Source organism: Celerinatantimonas sediminis, from assembly GCF_046054195.1.
Classification (GTDB): domain Bacteria; phylum Pseudomonadota; class Gammaproteobacteria; order Enterobacterales; family Celerinatantimonadaceae; genus Celerinatantimonas.
In genome coordinates this window covers 1-21,744 of record NZ_JBEQCS010000016.1, presented here as the reverse complement: position 1 = coordinate 21,744, position 21,744 = coordinate 1, and the positions used below count along the sequence as shown (strand labels likewise).

Annotated in this window: 21 protein-coding genes; 4 read left to right on the top strand and 17 right to left on the bottom strand. The window is 44.1% G+C overall.

The window, feature by feature from the left end:
• Positions 1-40 precede the first annotated feature (40 nt).
• The 3 genes from ruvC to aspS all read right to left on the bottom strand — a co-directional run bounded on the left by ruvC (position 41) and on the right by aspS (position 3,196).
• Entirely contained in the window at positions 41-562 is a 522-nt protein-coding gene (ruvC, locus tag ABTQ23_RS16085; RefSeq protein WP_408616770.1) for a crossover junction endodeoxyribonuclease RuvC, read from the bottom strand.
• Complete coding sequence (locus tag ABTQ23_RS16080) at positions 562-1,308, bottom strand: YebC/PmpR family DNA-binding transcriptional regulator (protein WP_408616769.1); 747 nt, start codon at positions 1,306-1,308, stop codon at positions 562-564. Before ABTQ23_RS16080 ends, ruvC begins: the two co-directional genes overlap by 1 nt.
• Positions 1,309-1,423: 115 nt before the next feature.
• Positions 1,424-3,196: an aspartate--tRNA ligase gene (gene aspS / locus ABTQ23_RS16075; RefSeq protein ID WP_408616768.1), complete on the bottom strand. Its 1,773-nt coding sequence runs from the start codon at positions 3,194-3,196 to the stop codon at positions 1,424-1,426.
• Between the two features lie 348 nt (positions 3,197-3,544).
• Between aspS and ABTQ23_RS16070 the strand changes: the two genes are divergently transcribed.
• The 3 genes from ABTQ23_RS16070 to cmoB all read left to right on the top strand — a co-directional run bounded on the left by ABTQ23_RS16070 (position 3,545) and on the right by cmoB (position 6,315).
• Positions 3,545-4,456: a M14 family metallopeptidase gene (locus ABTQ23_RS16070; RefSeq protein ID WP_408616767.1), complete on the top strand. Its 912-nt coding sequence runs from the start codon at positions 3,545-3,547 to the stop codon at positions 4,454-4,456.
• A gap of 136 nt (positions 4,457-4,592) precedes the next feature.
• The gene (gene cmoA, locus ABTQ23_RS16065; protein ID WP_408616766.1) at positions 4,593-5,336 is read left to right on the top strand and encodes a carboxy-S-adenosyl-L-methionine synthase CmoA; all 744 of its coding nucleotides are present in this window, start codon (positions 4,593-4,595) and stop codon (positions 5,334-5,336) included.
• On the top strand, positions 5,329-6,315 hold the full coding sequence (cmoB, locus tag ABTQ23_RS16060; protein WP_408616765.1) for a tRNA 5-methoxyuridine(34)/uridine 5-oxyacetic acid(34) synthase CmoB: 987 nt from the start codon (positions 5,329-5,331) through the stop codon (positions 6,313-6,315). Before cmoA ends, cmoB begins: the two co-directional genes overlap by 8 nt.
• On the opposite strand, the gene ABTQ23_RS16055 is transcribed toward cmoB, so the two are convergent.
• From ABTQ23_RS16055 to ABTQ23_RS16030, 6 genes are all read right to left on the bottom strand, one after another.
• Entirely contained in the window at positions 6,312-6,923 is a 612-nt protein-coding gene (locus tag ABTQ23_RS16055; RefSeq protein ID WP_408616764.1) for an FMN-binding negative transcriptional regulator, read from the bottom strand. The genes cmoB and ABTQ23_RS16055 overlap by 4 nt on opposite strands.
• A gap of 167 nt (positions 6,924-7,090) precedes the next feature.
• Positions 7,091-8,065, bottom strand: coding sequence for a galactofuranose ABC transporter, permease protein YjfF (yjfF, locus tag ABTQ23_RS16050; protein ID WP_408616763.1), 975 nt, complete (start codon positions 8,063-8,065; stop codon positions 7,091-7,093).
• Positions 8,052-9,104, bottom strand: coding sequence for an ABC transporter permease (locus ABTQ23_RS16045; RefSeq protein ID WP_408616762.1), 1,053 nt, complete (start codon positions 9,102-9,104; stop codon positions 8,052-8,054). Before ABTQ23_RS16045 ends, yjfF begins: the two co-directional genes overlap by 14 nt.
• Complete coding sequence (locus ABTQ23_RS16040; RefSeq protein WP_408616761.1) at positions 9,101-10,594, bottom strand: sugar ABC transporter ATP-binding protein; 1,494 nt, start codon at positions 10,592-10,594, stop codon at positions 9,101-9,103. The genes ABTQ23_RS16045 and ABTQ23_RS16040 overlap by 4 nt, the downstream gene beginning before the upstream one ends.
• A gap of 35 nt (positions 10,595-10,629) precedes the next feature.
• On the bottom strand, positions 10,630-11,589 hold the full coding sequence (locus tag ABTQ23_RS16035) for an ABC transporter substrate-binding protein (RefSeq protein ID WP_408616760.1): 960 nt from the start codon (positions 11,587-11,589) through the stop codon (positions 10,630-10,632).
• Positions 11,590-11,955: 366 nt separating this feature from the next.
• Complete coding sequence (locus ABTQ23_RS16030; protein WP_408616759.1) at positions 11,956-12,165, bottom strand: cold-shock protein; 210 nt, start codon at positions 12,163-12,165, stop codon at positions 11,956-11,958.
• 396 nt (positions 12,166-12,561) lie between these two features.
• On the opposite strand from ABTQ23_RS16030, the gene ABTQ23_RS16025 reads away from it, so the two are divergent.
• Complete coding sequence (locus ABTQ23_RS16025) at positions 12,562-13,932, top strand: MFS transporter (protein WP_408616758.1); 1,371 nt, start codon at positions 12,562-12,564, stop codon at positions 13,930-13,932.
• A gap of 64 nt (positions 13,933-13,996) precedes the next feature.
• On the opposite strand, the gene acuI is transcribed toward ABTQ23_RS16025, so the two are convergent.
• From acuI to ABTQ23_RS15985, 8 genes are all read right to left on the bottom strand, one after another.
• Positions 13,997-14,980 carry an acrylyl-CoA reductase (NADPH) gene (gene acuI, locus ABTQ23_RS16020; protein WP_408616757.1) on the bottom strand — a complete coding sequence of 328 codons (984 nt, stop codon included), beginning with the start codon at positions 14,978-14,980 and terminating at the stop codon, positions 13,997-13,999.
• A gap of 148 nt (positions 14,981-15,128) precedes the next feature.
• Positions 15,129-16,664, bottom strand: coding sequence for an amidophosphoribosyltransferase (purF, locus tag ABTQ23_RS16015; RefSeq protein ID WP_408616756.1), 1,536 nt, complete (start codon positions 16,662-16,664; stop codon positions 15,129-15,131).
• A gap of 26 nt (positions 16,665-16,690) precedes the next feature.
• Entirely contained in the window at positions 16,691-17,176 is a 486-nt protein-coding gene (locus ABTQ23_RS16010) for a CvpA family protein (protein ID WP_408616755.1), read from the bottom strand.
• 109 nt (positions 17,177-17,285) lie between these two features.
• The gene (locus ABTQ23_RS16005; RefSeq protein WP_408616754.1) at positions 17,286-17,864 is read right to left on the bottom strand and encodes an SPOR domain-containing protein; all 579 of its coding nucleotides are present in this window, start codon (positions 17,862-17,864) and stop codon (positions 17,286-17,288) included.
• A gap of 1 nt (position 17,865) precedes the next feature.
• On the bottom strand, positions 17,866-19,125 hold the full coding sequence (gene folC / locus ABTQ23_RS16000; RefSeq protein WP_408616753.1) for a bifunctional tetrahydrofolate synthase/dihydrofolate synthase: 1,260 nt from the start codon (positions 19,123-19,125) through the stop codon (positions 17,866-17,868).
• Positions 19,126-19,131: 6 nt separating this feature from the next.
• On the bottom strand, positions 19,132-20,052 hold the full coding sequence (accD, locus tag ABTQ23_RS15995) for an acetyl-CoA carboxylase, carboxyltransferase subunit beta (RefSeq protein WP_408616752.1): 921 nt from the start codon (positions 20,050-20,052) through the stop codon (positions 19,132-19,134).
• 96 nt (positions 20,053-20,148) lie between these two features.
• Positions 20,149-20,934, bottom strand: a complete 786-nt coding sequence (gene truA / locus ABTQ23_RS15990; protein ID WP_408616751.1) for a tRNA pseudouridine(38-40) synthase TruA — start codon at positions 20,932-20,934, stop codon at positions 20,149-20,151.
• 107 nt (positions 20,935-21,041) lie between these two features.
• Positions 21,042-21,744 (bottom strand): FimV/HubP family polar landmark protein (locus tag ABTQ23_RS15985; protein ID WP_408616750.1); only part of this gene is annotated, 703 nt, incomplete at its 5' end.

The following is a 21,744-nucleotide window of genomic DNA, read 5'->3' as shown; positions in this document are numbered from 1 at the left end:
CTATAAAAAGAAACCACGACAGCCCACCTTAACTATTAAATTATCGCAGCCGTCGTCGCACTGTCTTCCTTGCTTGGCCAGACATGTTAATTAAACTTTGGCGAGTATGAGCATGGCAAAGAGAAACAGCTAAAGCATCAGCGGCGTCAGCCTGAGGCGTTGCATTTAATTTAAGCATCTGCATTACCATCTGCTGAACTTGTGTTTTTTCGGCGCTGCCGGTGCCTACTACTGACTGTTTAATTTGCCGGGCAGAATACTCAAAAACCGGAAGATCAAAATTGACTGCCGCGACAATAGCTGCACCTCTGGCTTGACCGAGTTTTAATGCCGAATCAGCATTGCGCGCCATAAACACCTGCTCAATCGCAAATTCATCAGGTTGATACTGAGTGATAATCTCACTAACCCCCTGATAAATTGTTTTTAAGCGATTAGGTAACGGTTCTTTTTGCATGCGAATGCAACCACTGCCTAAATATTCAGCCTTGCCATGTTGATACTGAATAACCCCAAAACCAGTTAACCGCGATCCGGGGTCAATTCCCAAAAAAATAGCCATTAATCGAGACTTTCCATGATTTCATCTGAAATATCAGCGTTGTGATAAACTTCCTGAACATCATCGTCATCATCTAACATATCGATTAACCGCATCAGTTTTGGAGCAGTCTGCGCATCTAATTCTGCGGTAGTTGATGGCACCATAGTCACTTCGGCATTGACTGAGCTGAAACCGGCTTTGTCTAACGCATCTTTGACGTGGCCAAAATCCTCTGGTGTCGTATAGACATCAATACTACCATCATCGTTCGTAATAATGTCTTCAGCACCCGCTTCTAAGGCAACTTCCATGACTTCGTCTTCATCAAGCCCCGGTTCATAGTTAATGACACCTTTTTTATCAAAAAGGTAAGCCACTGAACCATCGGTTCCTAAATTGCCACCGCTTTTACTAAAGGCATGACGCACACTTCCTGCGGTACGGTTACGGTTATCGGTCATGCACTCAACCATCACCGCCGTGCCACCCGGGCCGTAGCCTTCATAGGTAACGGTTTCTAATTCTTGACCATCAAGTTCACCGGCACCGCGTTTAATTGCACGGTCCACGGTATCTCGTGTCATATTATTGGATAAAGCTTTATCAATAGCCGCACGTAAGCGTGGGTTGCTGTCGGCATCAGAGCCGCCTTCACGAGCAGAGACGGTAAGCTCGCGGATCAACTTGGTAAAGACTTTTCCACGTTTGGCATCTTGTGCAGCTTTACGATGTTTAATGTTGGCCCATTTACTGTGACCTGCCATAACGGTTCTCCACTTCAGTTTTAAATATCTAATTTGCAATAAAGGCCGAATACACGGCCTTTATCTGCATTTTTAGTAAATAACTCCCTAAAAAAGCGAGCTATTGAACTTAAAATTATTCATCGCTATTTTCTTTAGCGACAACTTCAATTCCCAACTCTTTGAGCACTTCAGGGTTGGCAACACTTGGCGCATCGGTGAGCGGACACCCAGCAGTGGTCGTTTTAGGGAATGCCATTACTTCACGAATATTGGAAGCGCCCGTCATCAACATCACTAATCGGTCCAGACCTAATGCAAGGCCTGCATGTGGTGGCGCACCGAACTGCAGAGCTTGTAACAAGAAGCCAAATTTATCTTGCGCTTCTTCTTCATTAATACCCAATACCTCAAATGCCGCAGACTGCATTTCTTGTTGATGAATACGAACTGAACCGCCACCAATTTCAAAGCCATTTAACACCACGTCATAGGCGTTCGATAAAACATCTGCTGGATTCTCACGCAGTTGTTGTGGTGTCACACCAGGGACAGGCGCTGTAAATGGATGATGCATTGCCCATAAACGGCCATCCGCTTCTTCAAACATTGGAAAATCAACCACCCACAGTGGTTTCCAGCCTTTTTCAACAAGTCCTAAGTCTTCGCCCACTTTCAGGCGCAGAGCACCGATGGCATCACAAACAACATTGTAGCTGTCAGCACCAAAGAGCAGAATATCACCCGATTGAGCATTCGCTCGTTTAATCAGTGCTTCAATAATATCGGCAGTTAAGAACTTAGCAACAGGCGACTGGACGCCTTCAGCGCCAGCACTGGCATCATTGATTTTCATCCATGCCATGCCTTTAGCACCATATTTGCCAATATATTTAGTGTATTCATCTAATTGCTTACGAGATAACTGAGCACCACCTGGGACACACAGCATCGCAACCCGCCCTTTTGGATCGTTCGCAGGTCCGGCAAAAACTTTAAATTCAACGTCTTTTAATAAATCAGCGACATCAATGAACTGCATAGGGTTACGCAGGTCTGGCTTATCACTGCCATACAAACGCATCGCTTCATGCCAGGTCATAATTGGGAAATCGCCCAAATCGACATTGAGCAACTGATTAAACAGATTGCGAAGCAGTGCTTCGGTGATTTCGCGAACTTCATCACTGGTCATGAATGAAGTTTCAATATCAACCTGAGTAAATTCAGGTTGGCGATCCGCACGTAAATCTTCGTCACGGAAACATTTCACAATTTGATAGTAACGATCCATACCTGCAACCATCAGCAACTGTTTAAACAGCTGAGGCGACTGCGGAAGTGCGAAGAATTTACCGCGGTTCGTTCGACTCGGAACCAAGTAATCACGGGCCCCTTCAGGAGTCGCTTTAGTTAACATCGGTGTTTCAATATCTAAAAAGCCATGATCATCCATATAACGACGAATAAAGCTTGTTACTTTAGAACGAAACATCAAGCGCTGAGTCATTTCAGGGCGACGTAAATCGATATAACGATATTTAAGACGCAGCTCTTCGCTGTTTTCCTGATTACTATCCAATGGCACTGGTGCAGAACGGTTTAGAATTTCAAGCTCTATGCCCAACACTTCGATTTCACCAGTGGTCATATCTTTATTAACTTGACCTTCTGGGCGAAGACGCACTTTACCGCGCAGTTTTACACAAAATTCGTTACGCAAAGTATTCGCAACAGCAAAGGAATCCTCACGATCCGGGTCAAATACCACCTGAACAATGCCTTCGCGATCTCGCAGATCGATAAAGATAACACCGCCTAAATCGCGACGTCGATTAACCCAACCAACCAGGTCAATTTCCTGGCCTTCATATTCAGATGTGACTTGTCCACAGTACACAGTGCGCATAACGCCTTCCCGTTGCAGATTAAAATTCGATTCTCTTGTCTGATGGTTATAAAGATGAAAAGCAACTTAAAACTAACCTGATACAGACTTACCAAAGGCAGTCATTATATAGGATTTTCGACCTAAAACTGAATAGCCAGCCCATAAAACTATCCGGAGCACGCCTAAGTGCTCAAAAAACACCCGAGTCACATCCATTCGATAAAAAAGAGCACTCAATTCTCCAATACTTTTCGACAATGTGGCTTGCTTTCATAGCTAAATAATATTAGTTGCATCGCTATTTGAACGCTTCTACTCTTGGGGAAAATTACCCAGGTCTTGGACAAATAAAAAAGGACGTAACCCATGCCAACGCAATATCCAATTGGACAACCCGGTCAGAAATGGGGCAAAGAGCAAATAGAACAATGGCGAGCACGCCAACAATATCAGCGCAGCTATAAAGATGAGGTTTTAGATAAATTGCAACAATTGCCATCTGCGTGTGTTGCTGAGCAATACGGCGAACTTCAGTATCAAAAAAGCTACCCGCTGATGGCTATCAAAAGCGCTCAGTGGGTGGCTAACCGAGCAACAATTTTAGTCACTGGCGGTGTACATGGTTATGAAACAAGCGGCGTGCAAGGTGCGTTATTGTTCGCCAAAGAGTATCTCGAGCAATATCAAAACGAGTTTAACATTGTCATTACGCCGTGCGTGAGCCCTTGGGGATACGAACATATTCAGCGCTGGAATCCTAATGCAGTCGATCCTAACCGCTCGTTTTATCCGAACACACCATCCGATGAAGCCAGATTATTGAGCGAATATGTAGCAACCATTAAAAGCCCTATCGTACTGCATATGGATCTTCATGAAACAACCGATAGCGACGAACAAGAATTTCGCCCTGCACTGGCCGCTCGAGATGGCGAAGAGTTTCAACCCGAGCAGATCCCAGATGGCTTTTATTGCGTTGGTAAAACTGAAAACCCGCAGTTAGGATTTCTTGAAGCGGTCATTGAATCGGTTAAAACGGTAACGCATATTGCGCCAGCCGATGCTAAAGGCCAAATTATTGGCTCAAAAGTCCTAAGCGAAGGCGTCATCATGTATGCGATGCAAGAATTAGGATTATGTGGCAGCTTAACTAATGCCAACTATCACACCACTACCGAGGTGTATCCAGACAGCCCCAAAGCCAACGATGATATCTGTAATCAAGCTCAAATTGCATCGCTATTAGGAGCCATTAACTATCTTAAGGCTCATGCTTAATCCTCTTAGCAACGAATCGAATTGACTTTACTTGCCATAGACAATTAGACAAGACAGCCACCACAAAGCGCGTTAAAATGCCGCGGCAAAAGTTGCCGCGCATTTTGGCTTGTTTCATCCACAGATAGTAAAAACTATGCATCGCTCAGATAATATTTTTTCTAAACCCATCGCCCATGTCGGTGATTTTCGCTTTGATCAGCAGGTCGTTGAAGTCTTTCCAGATATGATTCAACGTTCTGTTCCCGGCTATACGACAATCTTAGAAGTCATAGGTCAGCTCACAGCTCACTACCATCAAGCAGACTCAAAATTATATGATTTAGGCTGTTCTTTGGGAGCTGCAACACTCGCGATGCGCCGCAATGTTAACTTAGATGGCTGCGAAATTATCGGGGTGGACAACTCACAACCGATGATTGAGCGATGCCGTAGCCACCTTGATGCTTTTCGCTCCGACACGCCAGTAACTCTGCAATGTAAAAATATTCAAGATGTTTCAATTCAGAATGCGAGTGTGGTCGTTTTAAACTTTACTTTGCAATTTATCGCCCCAAAAGAGCGAGACCAATTAATCAAGTCGATTTATCAGGGCATGCTCCCAGGGGGCATCCTCATTGTTAGTGAGAAAGTTCATTTTGAAGATTCTGACATTCAGACCTTGATTAGCGAATTGCATCTCGATTTTAAACGCGCCAATGGTTATAGCGAATTAGAAATTAGCCAAAAACGCACGGCCATTGAAAATGTGCTTCTTACCGATACCTCTGATCAACATATAGAGCGTTTTAAAACGGCTGGATTTGCACACGCGCAAACTTGGTTCCAATGCTTTAACTTTTTGTCATTAATCGCCATTAAAGGAAGTAGTAATGATTGAGTTTGGGGATTTCTACGCACAAATAGCAAAGCGTTCGTTAGCCAGTTGGCTGGAAGTCTTGCCCGCACAGCTGAAGACTTGGCGAGATGAACAAGCTCATGGCTTGCTCCCAAATTGGGAAAAAGTATTAGCAAAACTTCCCAATCAAAGCGGTGCTAAAGTTAACCTCAAAGATGGCGTAACCATCGAGCCTGTCGATGGTTTAGAATCTGGACAGATTCGCAAAGTTGAAAATCTACTGCGCAGTTATCACCCTTGGCGAAAAGGCCCTTATCATATTTTTGATTTTGATATTGATACCGAGTGGCGTAGCGATTGGAAATGGGAGCGACTAATCGAGCACATTAGTCCGCTTAAATATCGTCAAGTATTAGATGTGGGCTGTGGCAACGGCTATCACATGTGGCGCATGCTCGGGGCTGATGCTGAATTTGTTGTAGGGATTGATCCATCGTCACTTTTCTTAGCGCAATTTGAAGCCATCCGACAACTCGCTGGCAACCCAGAAAATATTCATCTGTTGCCATTAGGTATTGAACAGCTACCAGCACTTAAAGCATTTGATACCGTATTTTCGATGGGTGTTTTATACCATCGTCGCTCACCAATTGAACACATCTTTCAGCTCAAAGATCAGCTCGTTCAAGGCGGTGAGTTAATTTTAGAAACATTGGTGGTCGATGGAGACAAAGATACTGTTCTTACTCCGCAAGATCGCTATGCGAAAATGAATAACGTGTGGTTTTTACCAAGCGTTGATCTGCTAGCTTTATGGCTAGAAAAATGTGGTTTTGAGCAAGTTCGCTGTGTCGATGTCAGCGTGACAAGTATCCAAGAACAACGGCGAACTGAATGGATGACCAATGAATCGCTCGAACAATTTCTAGACCCAACCGATCCCAGTAAAACGGTTGAAGGATTGCCAGCGCCTAAACGAGCCGTCATGATCGCTCGTAAACCTTTTGCCAATGGTGATTAACCTTTATCCATGCCATTACGAGCTAAAAATTGAGCCATTGCTTGAGAGTTCGGCTCACTGCTGTGCAATAGGTTTTGATACACCCCTTTTTGGTCAGCGTCACTTCGATGTTGACCTAATTTTTTCTTCGCTCTTATTTGTTCAATAGACAAAGTAAAACCAACAATAGAGTGTAACAGCGATTGTTGAACTTGCTCATCAGCCATTTTTGATGATGATACTAGTTCAGGTTCAAAACACTGGATCTGCTCTTTTAAGATTTGTTCTGTCTGCTCATCATTCACTGTATTGAAGGTTCCCCAAACATGGACACTAGCATAATTCCAAGTTGGAACTGCAGGCCCCTTCTCATACCAATTCGGTGAAATATAGTGATCATTTGACTGAAAAATCACTAAACATCGCTGCTGTTGAGCCGTTTCTAATAACGAATTGCCCGCAGCCAAATGACCAATTAAGTGTCCATATCGACTTTCATCATTTTGCCAAACAACTGGCACGCTACTGGCGTTTAACGAACTATCAATTATCTGAGCAAAAGGAAACTGCATCATCAATTGCTTCATGATGGCAAAATCTTCAACCTTGTCCGATGCGGCAGCATACATAAAGACTCCTAATAAATGATCAATATGTTAATTCATCAGTTTTCTTTATATTTTGATACCCGGACACCGAAAAGGCACTGACCGATTTATTGATGGCATTAACATAACGGCTATACATCTTAGTAAAATCAAATGTATAGCCGTTATAAAAAAATTGAAAGCAATATTTAAGCAGGGCTTGGTGAGGCTCTACCAAACGAACTCGTTAATATCCGCTGCAAAACAATGAAGATGAACAGCAAAAATCCTATTACAATTTTTGTCCACCAACTGTTCAATGAACCATCAAATGTAATTAACGTTTGAATCACCCCTTGAATAAGTCCGCCAAATAGCGTCCCTATGACAAAACCGACGCCCCCCGTTAACAACGTGCCACCAATGACCACCGAGGCAATAACGTCTAGCTCGACACCTAATGCTGCCAGTGGATACCCTGAAGAGGTATAAAGTGTGTAAACGACCCCTGCCATGCCACTGGTAAAACCAGAAAATGCATATACTCCTACGAGAGTTTTACGAATAGGTACACCTAACAGTTCAGCTGATGTTCGATCGCCGCCAATGGCATAAACATTGTTGCCAAAACGGGTAAAGTGCGCAATCACGATACCTAACACTAAAACGGCTAACATGATTATCGCCGATGACGTTAACCATCCCCTGCCCGGTAGTGGAATCGCAAATGATGCAATATCATCCACAAGTGGCGTTGAAATCGGCACTGACTGTAGGCTGAGGACAAACGCCAGGCCTCGCAAAAAGAACATTCCTGACAACGTCACAATAAAAGGCTGTAGATCAAAAGCATCAATTAAGTACCCCATCAAGGCTCCAAAAGCGCTACTTAAAACCAGCGCAAACGCCATTGCATAAAGTGGATTCCAGTGGTACTTCGTAATCAGTGTTGCCGTTAAAACACCAACTAGCGCGATCATTGAGCCAACTGATAAGTCAATTCCTCCCGTTAGAATTACCAGCGTCATCCCGACCCCGGCGATGATCACAAAAGCATTATCAGTAAGTAAGTTGCCAAGGACTAGGGTTGATGCAAAATTTGGATATTTAACGCCGCCATAGCCACAGATCAAGATAAATACAGCAAACGTTGCTATCACTGAAATCCATTTATCGACGCGCATGGCGAGCCCTCCATTTTGTCATAATTTTTTGCTTCATCTGCGGTGATTGGATTAACAGTATCAAAACGATCACCACCGCTTTAACAAGCAAGGTATATTCAGCTGGCAGGCCACTAACTAAGATAGAAATAGTAAGGCTCTGAATAACCAATGCACCAAGGACAGTTAATAACAAGGAGAACCGACCACCTGCTAGTGATGTACCGCCAATCACAACTGCTAAAATGGCATCCATTTCCATCCACAACCCGGCATTATTTGAATCAGCCCCGCTAATATCAGCGGTAATAATCATCCCCGCAAAGCCCGCACATAAGCCACAGAGCATGTAAGCACCAATTAAGATCCCACGGCTATCAATCCCAGCTAAACGACTGGCTGATACATTTCCTCCGACTGATTCGACAAATAACCCCAAGGCACTTCGCCTAATTAAAACCACGATTACAACAACTGCCAAAGCAACTAAAATAACGCGCATCGGCAACCCTAAGAAATACCCTTCCCCAAGTCCTTTAAATAACTCACTATGGAAAGTAATGATCTGTCCGCCTGTGATCATCTGGGCTATTCCTCGGCCTGCGACCATAAGGATCAAGGTTGCGATAATCGGTTGAATTTTCAAAAAGGCGACTAAAATTCCGTTCCACAAGCCGCACAATAAACCAGCCCCCAAAGTGGCCAGTACAATTAGCCAGTCAGGATACTGATTGGCATCAACCATCACCGCCATCACCGCACCAGCAATTGCAACCACCGCCCCAACAGACAAGTCAATACCTGCCGTGGCAATGACCACAGCCATCCCCACCGACATCAAGATCAGCGGAGCACCACGATAAAAAATATCGATGAGGCTGCCATATAAATGGCCGTTGACAAACGAAAGGTTAAAAAATGCTGGCGTAAAAATCGCATCAAAGACAAAAATTAATATCAGAGCGGTCACAGGCAGCGTAGCTTTACGTAACATAGCCATATTCCATCGTTTTTGAACTGGGGAATGCATGTGGCGATGATGATTTGTAATATCACTCATGATGCTATTGCCTCAATTATTTGCTGTTGATTAACTTGCTCTCCTTCAAGCTCAGCAGCCTGATGGCGTTCTCGAAGCACAAGGATGCGATCACTAATACTAACCACTTCATCCAATTCCGAAGACACGACCAAGAGCGCCATTCCCTGCTCTTCACACAATCGGCGGATAAGTGCCACAATTTCAGCGTGAGCGCCAATATCAATGCCGCGTGTCGGTTCATCTAAAATGAGCAAGTTAGGATTAGCCGCCAACCACCGCGCTAAAATTACTTTCTGCTGATTGCCGCCACTTAATTGGCCCGCTGGTTTTTCGGCATCCGGAGTGACGATTCCGAGTTGTTTAATTAGCGAATCCGCAATTTTATGCTGCTGAGCTTCGCTAACCGGTTTTAGCCAACCTCGTTTAGCCTGCAGGGCTAATATAATGTTTTCTCTGACGGAGAGTTCACCAACTAATCCATCATGGCGCCTGTCTTCTGGACAAAACCCTAACCCTTGGCGAATAGCTTGGCGAGGTGAGTGAATATGACAGTTGTGACCATTAATTTTTATTTTGCCTTGGTCTGAGCGCATTGCACCAAAAATCAGGTTCACAGTCTCACTTCGCCCTGAGCCAAGCAACCCAGCTAATCCGAGCACTTCGCCTGCGTGGACTTTTAAGTTAATCGGGTCTAAAACTCGTTTTTTAGCGATTCCCTCCACATCTAAATAGGGGGTATCTGCATGAACTTTCGTATGTTTTTGCATTCCAGCATTTTTATCAAATGCTTTGCCGAGCATCAGTGATACTAGCTCTATCTGAGCCAACTCTTTGGTTAAATGCGTCGCGACATGTTCGCCATTACGTAACACCGTGATTCGATCGCTCACTTCGTAAACTTGGTCCAAAAAGTGAGTCACAAAAATAATTGCCATTCCCTGGCTTTTTAGCTCGCGCATTAGATCAAATAAAATTTTCACCTCTCTAGAATCAAGGCTTGCGGTAGGTTCATCTAAAATTAAGATTTTTGCTTTTAGCGCGAGAGCCCGCGCAATAGCAACCAACTGTTGAATAGCAATTGAATAGGAGCCAAGCGGCCTTTCCACATCAATATCAAGTTTTAACCGCCTGAGTAAATCGACAGACTGGTTATGAACACTTTTCCAGTTGATGAGTCCAAAACGCCTTGGTTGGCGTTCCAAAAACAAATTACTGGCAACTGACATTGTCGGAATCAGGTTCACTTCCTGATAGACAGTACTGACGCCATGCGCTTGGGCATCGCTAGATGATTTAGGAGCAAAAGGTTGGCCTTCGAGCCACATATTGCCTCCATCAAGCGAATACACCCCGGTAATCACTTTAATTAGGGTCGATTTTCCAGCCCCATTTTCACCTAATAACGCATGTACTTCCCCCGGTTCAATGCTCATGCTGACATCACTGAGGGCATGGACTCCGGTAAAAATCTTGTCGATACCGGCTAGACGTAAAATTGGATCAGACACGGCTTGTCTCCTATGAACACTAAGGCAACAGAAAGTTACTGAGCACTACGACGCTGATATTCTTCTTTAGCAGTATCGGGCAAATATAAATTTCCCTGTGTTTTAATCCATTTCGGCAGTTTGTCACCGGCTAGATATTCTTTAATTGCATCAAAAGTAGGTTTGCCAAGATCAGATTTAAGTTCAATTGAGGCGTTTGTTTGGCCTTCCATCATCGCTTTAAAGATATCTGGAACCCCATCAATTGAGATCATAAATATGTCTTTGCTAGGTTGGAGCCCGGCTTCTTGAATCGCTTGAATAGCGCCTAGAGCCATATCATCATTGTGGGAATAAACGGCACAGATAGTTTTTCCGCCGTGTTCAGCTTTTAAGAAGCTTTCCATTACTTTTTTGCCGCCACTACGAGTAAAGTCGCCACTTTGTGAACGAATAATGCTCATGCGAGGGAATAGATTAATTACATCAGCAAAACCTTTTTTACGGTCAATAGCGGCACTTGAGCCAACCGTGCCTTGTAGCTCTGCAATTTTACAGTTACCACTGGTTTTAGCTGCGAGCCAAGCGCCAGCTAAACGACCTTCTTCAACAAAATCAGACGCGATTTTTGTGACATAGAGGCTGCTATCACGAACTTTAACGCCACGGTCAACCAAAAAAACTGGAATTTTTGAACGTTTTGCTTCTTTTAAAACCTGGTCCCAGCCTGTTTCAACCACTGGAGCTAAAATAATGGCATCAACGCCTTGGGCAATAAATGAGCGCAATGCTTTAATCTGGTTTTCTTGTTTTTGCTGCGCATCAGAGAACTTAAGGTCGATATTGCGTTCCTGAGCAGCTGATTTAATCGATTGGGTTTCAGCAGTACGCCAACCACTTTCTGAACCAATTTGCGAAAAACCTACGGTTAACGCCGAAGCAATTGGTGTGACAGCCATTGTTGCAACAGCTAACATCCCTATCGCGAGGTTTCGAATCGATACAGTCGCTTTCATTGTCTATCCCTCATAAATAAATGTATTTTTATAATCACTTATATCTGAGCCGGAAGGGATTAAACGGACCGCTTTATCTCGTGAAATCAAACTTGTGGCCCAGAGACATCAACACGCCTATGAACGCAGCCATTTGAAAACTCAAAACAACGTTGGCTTTAAGGTTAGTTAAATATAGAAGAGCAATAGTAAGGGAAAGGTGATGTAGCTCCACTTCAGCAAGCGCAGCATTTATGTCCATTGATATAGCAAAAAAATGCGTGTTTTATATCAAATATTGGTGATTTAACAAAAAGTTAGAGAAATTGCACAAACAAAAAAGGCCGCAAAACGCGACCTTTTTATCAAAAATTCGAAGTCACACCATTACAGGGCAACGATATTTTCAGCTTGAGGGCCTTTTTTACCTTGAGTCACTACGAATTCAACGCGTTGACCTTCTTTCAAAGTTTTGAAGCCGTCACCAACGATGGCACTGAAGTGAGCAAAAACGTCTGGGCCATTAGGCTGTTCGATGAAACCAAAACCTTTTGCTTCGTTAAACCATTTAACAGTACCAGTCACTGTGTTTGACATAATATTTCCTAACAATAAAACAATATAACTTGTGTCTGGAACCTACCAGACACGTCATTCAGCCAGAAGTGCAACAAATTACTTACAACTACAGGACGAGGACGATTTAGAGTATACAAAAAGCTAAACATCTAGTTAGCTGTCACACACCCTAGGGTACTTCGAAATGGTGGGTATAAATAACTTAACTTTCAAGCTAAGTTGAGTATAACAGTGCGTTGCGAAAACACAACGACTATTTAAATAGCTTTGCAAAGAATATGACGGAACCGACAAATTCCTTTATGATCCGTGCTCTTAACTTGATTTGTTAGGGCATATTTTGCACGACAAATCTTGCCTGCTTACCAAAAACGATGAATAACATCACAGCTGTTCATAAGGGGTACATTAGTAATGAGTAATTCGTTTGATGGTCTTGCCTCGCCACGACGAATCGGTGCCGTGCTCACCGTTGTTTTAGGGCTGATAATGGCCGTATTGGATGGCACCATTACCAATGTTGCATTACCGAGTATCAGCCATTCGTTAAATATAGCCGACAGCGCATCAATCTGGATCATCAACGCTTATCAACTAGCTATTGTGATGCTGCTCTTACCGCTTTCGTCATTAGGCGAACGGATTGGCTATCGGCGCATCTATCTGTGTGGATTAGTGATATTTTCACTAACCTCATTAATGTGTGCTCAAGCCGGTTCACTCACTGAATTAACAATTGCTCGAATTTTGCAAGGTGTTGCAGCAGCAGCGCTCATGAGCGTCAGTACCGCACTTATTCGCACCATCTATCCTAAACGGTTATTAGGCCAAGGGATGGCGATTAATTCGCTTGTTGTAGCAAGCTCTCTTGCTGCTGGGCCAAGCTTGGCGGCAGCTATTTTATCCATTGCAAACTGGCCCTGGCTATTTGCGGTCAATGTCCCAATTGGGATTATCGCAGCTATTATTGGATATCGATTTTTACCTGACAATCCAATCAAAGGGAAACAGCAATTTAAGTTCTCTGCACTTATCTTAAATGCGGTAAGCTTTGGTGCATTGATGTTTGCGTTGATGGGCTATGCGCAGCAATTTTCGCTAAGCTGGGTTCTAATCAGTCTGGCTATATTTATAGTTGTTGGCAGCGTTTTTGTCCGCAGCCAACTGCATTTAGATGCCCCGCTTTTACCATTAGATCTCTTAAAACTGCCCATGTTTCGCTGGTCGGTCATCACGAGTATTTTGGCATTTTCAAGTCAAATGTTAGCCATGGTGGCGCTACCATTTTATTTTCAACGAGTATTACATCTCGATCAGGTTCAAACAGGATTGCTTCTAACGCCTTGGCCCATTGGCACTATCATCATGGCGCCGTTAGCCGGGCGTTGGGTTAATAAGATCCATGGTGGGCTGCTAGGTGGGATTGGCATGTTTATTTTTGCCTCTGGGCTTGTCATCAGCGCATTATTGCCACTAGGAGTCCCTTTAGTTTTCGTTGGAATATGCATGTTCGCCTGTGGCATTGGATTTGGTTTTTTCCAAGCTCCTCACAATCACACTTTAATTAGTGCAGCACCTACCCATCGAAGTGGCGGCGCCAGTGGCATGCAAAGCACATCACGCCTTGTCGGGCAAACCTCTGGAGCAGCGTTAGTTGCTTTGTTATTTAATCTATTTGCAGGTCACGGTACACATGCGGCATTAATTAGCGCAGGAACCTTTGCTAGTTTTGCAATAATCACCAGTACCTATCGAATTAAATTTGCGAAAAAGAGCCAGCAATAGCCAATAAAAAACGGACTAATCGACAGCTCGAACAGTCCGTTACCAATCTCATCTGGTAAAATTTCTAGGCAATTTTAACCGCTACGCGCCCTTTTACCTGACCATCCATCAATTGATGTGCATAATCCAGCGCCTGTTCTAAAGGAATTGTTTGCCCGATTTTAGCAAGCATATTCGCATCGACTAGTTCGGCCAATTGTGCCCATGCTTTGATTCTGTCTGCTTTAGGACGCATGACACTGTCGATGCCGGCAAGAGTGACTCCTCGCAAAATAAATGGCGCGACAGAAGCAGGAAGATCCATCCCTTGAGCAAGCCCGCAGCAGGCAACAACGCCGCCATATTGGGTTCGAGCGCAGACATTCGCCAATGTGTGGCTCCCAACACAATCAATTGCCCCAGCCCACTGCTCTTTTTGCAAAGGCTTGCCCGGTTTATCTAACTCTTCACGGGCCATAAATTCAGACGCACCGAGCTCTTTAAGATAAGGATGCAATGATTCTCGGCCAGTCACAGCGATAACTTTAAAGCCAAGTTTGGCCAAGAGATAAACGGCAAAGCTCCCCACGCCACCGCCAGCGCCAGTGACCACAATTGGTCCTGACTCCGGTGAAATATGGTGTTGTTGCAACGCCATCACACTGAGCATAGCGGTGTATCCGGCAGTACCAATCCACATAGCTTGTTCGGCGCTCAGTTTGCTCGGCAAAGGAATCAGCCAATCACCCCGTAAATTGGCGTACTCTGCTAACCCACCCCAATATTTTTCACCAACGCTCCAGCCATTTAAAACAACTTTGTCCCCTGCTTTAAATTGCTCATCACGACTTTGGATAACTTCTGCGACTAAATCAATCCCTGGAATCATTGGGAATTTGCGAACAACTGGAGCTTTACCTGTAATGGCCAAGCCATCTTTGTAATTTAGAGAAGAATATAAGACCTTAAGATGGACATCTTCATCAGGAAGAGCCTCAGAGGATAATTGGGTAAGCTCACATTGGTAGTGGTCATCACTCTTATTGACAACCAACGCACGAAAGGTCATAGAACCTCCATTGAGTGGGAATAGACTATGAATTTACCAAAAACCACGCGAGTGAAAAAGAAAGGATGTAGACTATCTCGTTAATCTTTGTTGTAAAACAAAAGCCGCCAATATGAGGCGGCTTTGTATCCAAGAAAAGCTTTAAAGCTTAGTGATCTTCATTGTAAATCTCTAAGTTTGCGACCTCTTCTTGTGCTGCAACCGCTTTGCTGTCGTTATTACGAAGCTGATCAATATAATCTAAATATTGTTGATCGATATCTTCGGTAATGTACTGACCAGTAAAGACTGATGTTTCAAACTCGCGGATCTCTGGGTTGGCTTCTTGACAAGCAGCTATCAAATCTTCGATAGACTGGTAAATCAATCCATCAGCACCAATAAGCTGACATATTTCATCAACTTCACGGCCATGGCCAATCAGTTCATTTGCCGATGGCATGTCAATTCCGTACACATTTGGAAAACGGATTTCCGGTGATGCAGAGGCAAAGTACACTTTATTCGCACCAGCTTCACGAGCCATATCGATGATCTGCTCTGAGGTTGTACCACGAACGATTGAGTCATCAACCAACAGAACATTTTTACCTTTAAACTCAACATCAATAGCATTGAGTTTACGGCGAACCGATTTACGACGCTGAGATTGACCAGGCATAATAAATGTCCGACCAATATAACGGTTTTTCACAAAACCTTGACGGTAAGGCAAATCAAGAATCATCGCAATTTGCAGAGCAATATCGTTAGAAGTTTCCGGAATTGGAATCACCACATCGATATCTAAATCATCCCATTGCTGTTTGATTTTATGGCCTAATTTACTACCCATACGAACGCGCGCATCGTATACCGAAATTTTATCGATAGTAGAATCAGGGCGGGCAAAATAAACGTATTCAAAAATACATGGATGATAACTTGGGTTTTCAGCACACTGTTCGGTATACAACTGGCCATCGTCAGTGACGAAAATAGCTTCACCAGGTGCAACATCGCGCATCACTTCAAAGCCAATCGCATCAAGAGCAACGCTTTCTGATGCAACCATATACTCAACCTGGCCAGTTTCGCTTTGACGGCGACCTAAAATCAGCGGCCGAATCCCTTTAGGATCGCGAAATGCTAGCATCCCATGGCCAATCACCAATGAGACAACCGCATATGCACCACGGGTCTGCTCATTCACCCGACGAATCGCAGCAAAGAAATCAGCTGGCTGCATTTCAAGTCCGGTTTTATCCGTTTTATCAAGCTGGTTATCGATTTCAAAAGCGAGCAGATTGAGCAGGATTTCTGAATCAGAGGTTGTATTGATATGGCGACGAGCTTTAGTCAACATCACATCTTTAAGCTCGTGAGCATTCGTTAAATTACCATTGTGCGCAAGTGCAATACCATATGGCGAGTTAACATAAAATGGTTGGGCTTCGGCTGCGCTCGAGCTCCCTGCGGTCGGATAACGAACATGGCCGATACCAATATTACCGCTCAGTCGCTGCATATGGCGTAACTCAAACACATCTCGAACCAAGCCATTTGCTTTACGTTGTTTAAATTTTCCATCAGTGATAGTCACAATCCCAGCAGCATCTTGTCCCCGATGTTGCAGGACAGTAAGCGCATCATAGATGCTTTGATTAACTGGGGTTGAGCCGACGATTCCGACAATACCACACATGAGGGGATTCCTTCTTGCTTCAAGAGTTATGGGGGGGTTAAAAGACTCGATGAGTCTTTTAAAAACTCAAAGAACCACTGCACTATGACAGTGAATTCTGGAATCAGTTGCGAATGCTGCCACCACGGTGTCTTCGTTAATGCTGTAAACGACAACACAAATAGCAAAGCAGCAACGACAAATACGCCTCGAACACCGCCAAAACAAATTCCTAATACGCGATCTGTTCCTGATAAACCAGTGGTCGAGACAAGTTGCGACAAGACATAGTTACATAACGCACCAATCAATAATGTCGCAATAAATAAACATAATATAGCCGCCCCACTTCGATAATACGGATTTTCAATCAACGTAAAATAACTTGCCACATCGCTATAAAAGTGGCTGGCGACAAAAAAAGCTGCAATCCAGCTGGCCAATGAAACGGCTTCTTTAACAAAACCTCGCACCAAACTAATCAGTGCCGATAAGGCAATAATGCCTATAATAACGTAATCAATCCAATTCATAAGGAAGCTGGTTGTTATAAAACGAAGGCATTTTATCAGAAAAATACCTAAAGTGTGCGCTGCAAAATAGAATTTACTGAAATAGTTACTAAGACGTTAAAAACGTCTGCTATTTATCCAATGGGTCAAAATGTCTGACAAAGCCTTTTAAACCAGTCAACTCTTTTAACTTAGCAATTTTTGCTTGCATTGCATCTTTAGAGAGCTCAGGCCCCACGAAAATGCGGTTCAGCTTGCCATCAACTGGTTGTTGCGGATAACTATGCGCCTGATATCCAGCATTGCGCAATTTTTCCATCAGCCGCTCTGTGCTATCAGCGCTTTTAAGTGTGGCCAGTTGGATAATCCAACCATTTCCAGTAAACCCTTGTGAGTGAGTTTCATCTGCTTTATCAGATGCTGCAGAGTTGTCAGATTGTTCGGTTGTACTCGCAGCGGTCTTAGCAGGTAAGGCAGCTTCGGGCTCAGCAGTGACGTTAGCTTTAGCTGTTTGGGTCGCCCCATTAGATGGTTTGCTCAAATCAAGCATCAGTGGTTTTTCTTGCGCCGGTTGCGGTGCAAACGGAATGGTACTGAACTGTTCTTTAACCGGCTCTTTGTGGCCATCGATGATGTCCGGCAAAATAATAACCAGTAAAGCAACCAGAACAATGGTTCCAATCAGCCGATGCTTGAATTGAGATGTCACGCTACAAACCTCCACGTGCTGATAAAACTTCAGCGACCGTCACAAACGAACCAAAGACGATCACTCTATCAGAGACATCCGCCATTGCTAAGGCATGTTCATAAGCCTGATTAACATGTTCAAATCGCTCAAAAGGCTTACCTTGCAGTGCCTGGGCTAATTTACTGCCGTCATCACCACGATCACCATATAAGCCGGCAATAAACCAGTTATCAAATATACCGTCAAGCTCACTCACGGCACCGCTATTATCTTTATCGGCTAACATGGCACAAACCGCGTAGGTTTTGCCATGCCATTGATGGCGCTTAAGTTGAGTCGCCAGATATTGGGCTGACTGCGGGTTATGGGCCACATCGATATAAACAACCGGAGCATCTTGTAAGCGTTGCATTCGACCAGCCAGCTGCCAATGTGCGATACAATCGTGCACCAGAGGTTGGTTTAAGCTTACGCCAAGTTGCTCGATTGCCGCTAGCGCTGCAACTGCATTATCTAATGGTAGATCGGGCACGGGTAATTGCGAATATTCAACCTGACTGCCTAAATATTGCCATGTTTGACCATCAGCACTTACCTTAGCATGAATATTCACGCCATTTGCCAATAATTCGCAATCAAGAGATTTGGCAACTTCATAAACGCTGGATTGAATATGGGGATCGCCAGTGACGGCTTTGCCATGACTGCGAAAAATGCCAGCTTTCTCTCGGCCAATCTGAGCCAAGTCATTACCTAAGAATTTTTCATGATCCAGGGCAATTGTCGTTACAACCGCTACATTGGCATCGATAATATTGGTCGCATCTAGTCGTCCGCCAAGGCCAACCTCAAGCACCACAAAATCAGGTGCAAAGCGGCGAAATAACCAAAATGCTGCTAAGGTGCCTACTTCAAAGTAGGTCAAACTTATCTCAGCACGGGCTTTTTCTATTTCGCTAAATGCCTGACAAAATAATTCGGCATCGACAAGGCCATCGTTAATTCGAACTCGTTCGCGATAATCTAGAATATGAGGAGAGCTATATACGCCAACACTATTGCCGTTGGCTAAAAGCAGTTGCTCTATTAGACGACAAGTGGAACCTTTACCATTTGTTCCTGCCACAGTGATGACAGGCATCGCTAGCGAATCGAGTTGCATACGCTGGGCGACAATCCGAATTCGTTCTAACCCCAAATCAATGGCGATTGGGTGATGATGTTCTAAATAACTGAGCCAGTCTTCTAAAGACCGGCTCATCAATTGGGTTTGAGTCATGTTGGATTATTCGTCAGTTGACTCACCGTCAAATTCCATGGAAACGGCAGAAGCTGCAATCTCTACTGTTTCATCCATTGGAACTTGATTAACGAGTTTACCAATCACTGAAGCCAGTTTTTCGCGCATTTGGCGGCGATCAACAATCATATCCAGCGCGCCATGCTCTAATAAGAACTCACTACGTTGGAACCCTTCTGGAAGCTTTTCGCGTACCGTTTGTTCGATGACGCGAGGACCAGCAAAACCAATCATCGCACGAGGTTCACCGACGTTAATGTCACCTAACATCGCAAGGGAAGCCGAAACGCCACCATAGGTTGGGTATGTCATCACCGAAATATACGGCAGCCCTTTTTGGCGCAATTTACCTAACGCAGCACTCGTTTTAGCCATCTGCATCAGCGAAAACAATGACTCTTGCATACGCGCCCCGCCGCTGGCAGAAAAACACACCAACGGACGGCCTTCTGCAAGGCAACATTCAACAGCCCGAACAAATCTTGCCCCAGCGACAGAGCCCATTGATGCCGCCATAAATTTAAAATCAAATGCGCATGCAACAACCGGAATACCTTTTAAAGCCCCTTTCATTGCAACAACAGAGTCTTTTTCTCCGGTTGCTTTTTGAGCCGCACTTAATCGGTCTTTATAACGTTTTGCATCCTTGAATTTAAGGATGTCTTTAGGCTCGAGCTCTGAACCTAACTCTTCGTAACCTTTATCAAGAAAGTGTTCCAACCGATCCCGCGCGCCAATGTGGTGGTGATGTCCACATTTAGGGCAAACATACAAATTTCTCTCTAACTCGGCACGATAGAGAATTTGGTCACAAGACGAACATTTGGTCCAAACCCCTTCGGGTATATTCCGACGTCGTGAGGAGACGCTTTTACTTTTCGGAAGAATTTTCTCTAACCAGCTCATCGGAATCCTTAATTCATTTATCTATCAGATTTAATTATTCTAAATATATATCGTTACGCACTCGTACTAAGTAAAGCACACCTGCGTCAAAGTTTATCAATCCTGATAAAATAGCGGCCCAGGATGTGGGTGAGGAATACCATATTGTGATGGATAATCAACCTCAACCAAATATAACCCTTGCGCTTTAGCCGTTGCTGCCGCTTTATTTCTATCCTTAAGCGCAAGCAACTCTGCCATCCAATCAACACTTTGATTGCCTTGTCCAATTTCAATTAAGCTACCCGCAATATTGCGAACCATATGGTGCAAAAAAGCGTTTGCTTTAATATCAATGACAACAAAATCACCTTGTCGGGTAACATTCAGATGGTGAACATTACGAAATGGTGTTCGACTTTGACATTGTACCGCACGAAACGACGTAAAATCGTGTTCACCAAGCAGGCATTGACCAGCCTGATGCATTAATGTTTCGTTCAGTGGAAAATGGTAATGGCTCACACCCTTGCCAAGAATTGCGCCACGATGAGCACTATTATAGATGATATAACGATAGCGTCTTGCAGTTGCCGAGAAACGTGCATGAAATTCATCATCGACTTCTTTGGCCCAACGTACTGCAATATCACCTGGTAAATTCGCGTTCATCCCCAGAGTCCAAGCCGCAAGACGGCGCTGACAGTTCAATTTAAAATGAACCACCTGCCCCGTTGCATGGACTCCGGCATCCGTTCGCCCGGCACAAAACACTTCGACTTTCTGATCGGCAATCTTACTTAGGGCCTTTTCGACACACTCTTGAACCGAAGGAACCTCTTGTTGACGCTGCCAGCCATAATAATTCGAACCGTCATACTCAATGCCTAGAGCTATACGCATACTACTTTCCACTTAACAATCAGCGGCTAATAATAAAAAAAGCAGTGACATTTGTCACCGCCTTTTTGTGAATCACCCGTTAACACACTCGTTACATTAGATTTTTTCTAACGTAATTGGGCTAATAACTTCTCTGCTTCTTCACGAACAGCGTCCGTTTGCGGTGCTGATAATAACTCTTGGAGAATATCTTTTGCACCATCAGCATCATCAATTTCCAGATAAGCTCGCGCCAGATCTAGCTTAGATGCCCCATCGGAATCTTCGTCGACATCAACGGGATCATTACTGTCCCGGTTAAGAATGTCCGCGAATTCATCCAAACCCACATCTAATTTAGGCTCGGTATACGGGTTATGATCGCTAGCGATTTCATCATCACTACTCATGAGTTTATCGATATCGACAAACTCACGTTCATCCACTTCATCGCGACCTGGAAGCTCCGGCTGTTCATCTTCGCTTTCATCAAATGCCCCTTCAGAAAATCCAGAAAAAATAGAATCAATTTCTTCATCTTCTGGGGTACTAGCCTGAATAGGTGGTAAATCACTTTCAGTGTCATCATCGCTTTGATCAACACCTAAATCAAAGACGTCATCATCAATATCTTGTTCATCTAGTTCTTTTAGAGCTTCTTCGACACTTTTATCGGCTAGTGTTTCATCATAAGCATCCGCAGCAGGCTCTGGTTCAGGTTCTGACTCGAACTCTGGTTCAGATTCTAGCTCTGGCTCTGGCTCTGGCTCTGGCTCTGGCTCTGGCTCTGGCTCTGGCTCTGGCTCTGGCTCTGGCTCTGGCTCTGGCTCT

What these genes read in the sequence shown, in the direction of transcription:
- ruvC (WP_408616770.1), bottom strand. Translation starts at nt 562, where the DNA reads ATGGCTATTTTTTTGGGAATTGACCCCGGATCGCGGTTAACTGGTTTT.
- ABTQ23_RS16080 (WP_408616769.1), bottom strand. Translation starts at nt 1,308, where the DNA reads ATGGCAGGTCACAGTAAATGGGCCAACATTAAACATCGTAAAGCTGCA.
- aspS (WP_408616768.1), bottom strand. Translation starts at nt 3,196, where the DNA reads ATGCGCACTGTGTACTGTGGACAAGTCACATCTGAATATGAAGGCCAG.
- ABTQ23_RS16070 (WP_408616767.1), top strand. Translation starts at nt 3,545, where the DNA reads ATGCCAACGCAATATCCAATTGGACAACCCGGTCAGAAATGGGGCAAA.
- cmoA (WP_408616766.1), top strand. Translation starts at nt 4,593, where the DNA reads ATGCATCGCTCAGATAATATTTTTTCTAAACCCATCGCCCATGTCGGT.
- cmoB (WP_408616765.1), top strand. Translation starts at nt 5,329, where the DNA reads ATGATTGAGTTTGGGGATTTCTACGCACAAATAGCAAAGCGTTCGTTA.
- ABTQ23_RS16055 (WP_408616764.1), bottom strand. Translation starts at nt 6,923, where the DNA reads ATGTATGCTGCCGCATCGGACAAGGTTGAAGATTTTGCCATCATGAAG.
- yjfF (WP_408616763.1), bottom strand. Translation starts at nt 8,065, where the DNA reads ATGCGCGTCGATAAATGGATTTCAGTGATAGCAACGTTTGCTGTATTT.
- ABTQ23_RS16045 (WP_408616762.1), bottom strand. Translation starts at nt 9,104, where the DNA reads ATGAGTGATATTACAAATCATCATCGCCACATGCATTCCCCAGTTCAA.
- ABTQ23_RS16035 (WP_408616760.1), bottom strand. Translation starts at nt 11,589, where the DNA reads ATGAAAGCGACTGTATCGATTCGAAACCTCGCGATAGGGATGTTAGCT.
- ABTQ23_RS16030 (WP_408616759.1), bottom strand. Translation starts at nt 12,165, where the DNA reads ATGTCAAACACAGTGACTGGTACTGTTAAATGGTTTAACGAAGCAAAA.
- ABTQ23_RS16025 (WP_408616758.1), top strand. Translation starts at nt 12,562, where the DNA reads ATGAGTAATTCGTTTGATGGTCTTGCCTCGCCACGACGAATCGGTGCC.
- acuI (WP_408616757.1), bottom strand. Translation starts at nt 14,980, where the DNA reads ATGACCTTTCGTGCGTTGGTTGTCAATAAGAGTGATGACCACTACCAA.
- purF (WP_408616756.1), bottom strand. Translation starts at nt 16,664, where the DNA reads ATGTGTGGTATTGTCGGAATCGTCGGCTCAACCCCAGTTAATCAAAGC.
- ABTQ23_RS16010 (WP_408616755.1), bottom strand. Translation starts at nt 17,176, where the DNA reads ATGAATTGGATTGATTACGTTATTATAGGCATTATTGCCTTATCGGCA.
- folC (WP_408616753.1), bottom strand. Translation starts at nt 19,125, where the DNA reads ATGACTCAAACCCAATTGATGAGCCGGTCTTTAGAAGACTGGCTCAGT.
- accD (WP_408616752.1), bottom strand. Translation starts at nt 20,052, where the DNA reads ATGAGCTGGTTAGAGAAAATTCTTCCGAAAAGTAAAAGCGTCTCCTCA.
- truA (WP_408616751.1), bottom strand. Translation starts at nt 20,934, where the DNA reads ATGCGTATAGCTCTAGGCATTGAGTATGACGGTTCGAATTATTATGGC.